This is a genomic window from Mesorhizobium sp. M5C.F.Ca.IN.020.32.2.1, assembly GCF_004023105.1.
Classification (GTDB): Bacteria; Pseudomonadota; Alphaproteobacteria; order Rhizobiales; family Rhizobiaceae; genus Mesorhizobium; species Mesorhizobium wenxiniae.
Genome location: NZ_RZSX01001155.1, coordinates 1 through 1605 on the forward strand (window position 1 = coordinate 1; position 1605 = coordinate 1605).

Sequence of the window (1605 nt, forward strand, 5' to 3'; positions counted from 1 at the left end):
CTTCTATCGAGATCGACAACGATGACAAGAAGGGTATTGAAGCGGCCGGTGCCTGTCAGCACCTGATCGAACCGGTTTCGCGCGTCCCGATAGACGTGGCGAACGTCGTTCAAATAGGGCAGACCGATCTTATCCAGAGCTAGCGCGTCGACATACGGCCATGTGTCCATGGCAGCCTGCGCCGTGGCGGTGACGTCCGCCATAGGCTCTGCAAAGCAAGCCTTGAACTCGTCTTCCCGAAGTCTGCGAATGGCGACCATCACGCACTCTAGATGTTGGTCGAGAATGTCCGCAACCGACCTTGTTACCCGTTCATCGTCCCGGCCGCCCGGTCTTGCCAGGCCGGCGCTTTTCACGGCGGGCGTCGGCTGGATCTTCGTAGGAGCCGATGCCGGCACGTTCGCGCTTGACTGGCTTGTCACCCTCAACAGGTTTTTCAGTCCGCCGCACCGTCATCTCGTCCAGCGAGTTCTTCTTGAACAGCGGCTTGGTCGGCTCGCCGGGGATGCCGAAATCGGAACCGTGCGCCTCCTCGGCCGACTGTTTCTTGAACAGCGAGCGCGATACCGCGCCAGCGGGGGTCGGCATGTCGGTGCCCGGGCCCATGGCGTCGAGCGAAGGCTTTGCGAAGAGCGGCTTCTTGACCGGCACCGCACCGTCGGCGCCCATCTCGTCGAGATGCGGCTTGCGGAAGAGACTCTTGCCGTCATTGTCGACCGTGCGGTGGATGGCGCGGCCTTTGTTGTGCTTGCCCTTTTCGCGGCCCGAGACCGGGCTTTCCATGTCGGCATATTTGGCCAGCGGATCGTCGGAGATGGACAGCTCCATCTCGCGCAGCCGCTTGATCTCGTCGCGGATGCGGGCCGCCTTCTCGAAGTCGAGGTTGGCAGCGGCATCACGCATCTGCTTGTCCATCGCGTCGAGATGGGCTTTCAGATTGTTGCCCATCATCGCGCCGGCGCTATCGGTGAACTGCGAGATGTCGGCGCGGACGTGGTCCTTTTCGTAGACCGAGTCCAGGATGTCGGAGATGCGCGACTTGACCGATTCCGGGGTGATGCCGTTGGCCGCGTTCCACTCCATCTGCTTCTCGCGACGGCGGTTGGTCTCGGCCATCGCCCGTTCCATCGAGCCGGTGACCTGGTCGGCATAGAGGATGACCTTGCCGTCGACGTTTCTGGCGGCACGGCCGATCGTCTGGATCAGCGACGTTTCGGAGCGCAGGAAGCCCTCCTTGTCGGCATCGAGAATGGCAACGAAGCCGCATTCGGGAATATCGAGGCCTTCGCGCAGCAAATTGATGCCGACCAGCACGTCGAAGGCGCCGAGGCGCAGGTCGCGCAGGATCTCGATGCGCTCAAGCGTGTCGATGTCGGAGTGCATGTAGCGGACGCGAATACCCTGCTCGTGCAGATACTCGGTCAGGTCCTCGGCCATGCGCTTGGTCAGCACGGTGACCAGCGTGCGATAGCCGGCCTTGGTCGTGTCGCGGATTTCGCCGACGACGTCGTCGACCTGCGTCTTGGCCGGACGCACTTCGACCGGCGGGTCGATCAGGCCGGTCGGTCGGATGACCTGCTCGGCGAAGACGCCGCCGGACTGCTC

The 1605-nt window shown here is 62.9% G+C and carries 2 protein-coding genes; both read right to left on the reverse strand.

Annotated features, from left to right (window positions below):
* Positions 1-260: hypothetical protein (locus EOA86_RS33855; RefSeq protein ID WP_164892291.1), on the reverse strand; the 260-nt coding region annotated here is incomplete at its 3' end.
* A 52-nt stretch (positions 261-312) separates the two neighbouring features.
* Positions 313-1605: helicase-related protein (locus EOA86_RS33860; RefSeq protein ID WP_206630216.1), on the reverse strand; the 1293-nt coding region annotated here is incomplete at its 5' end.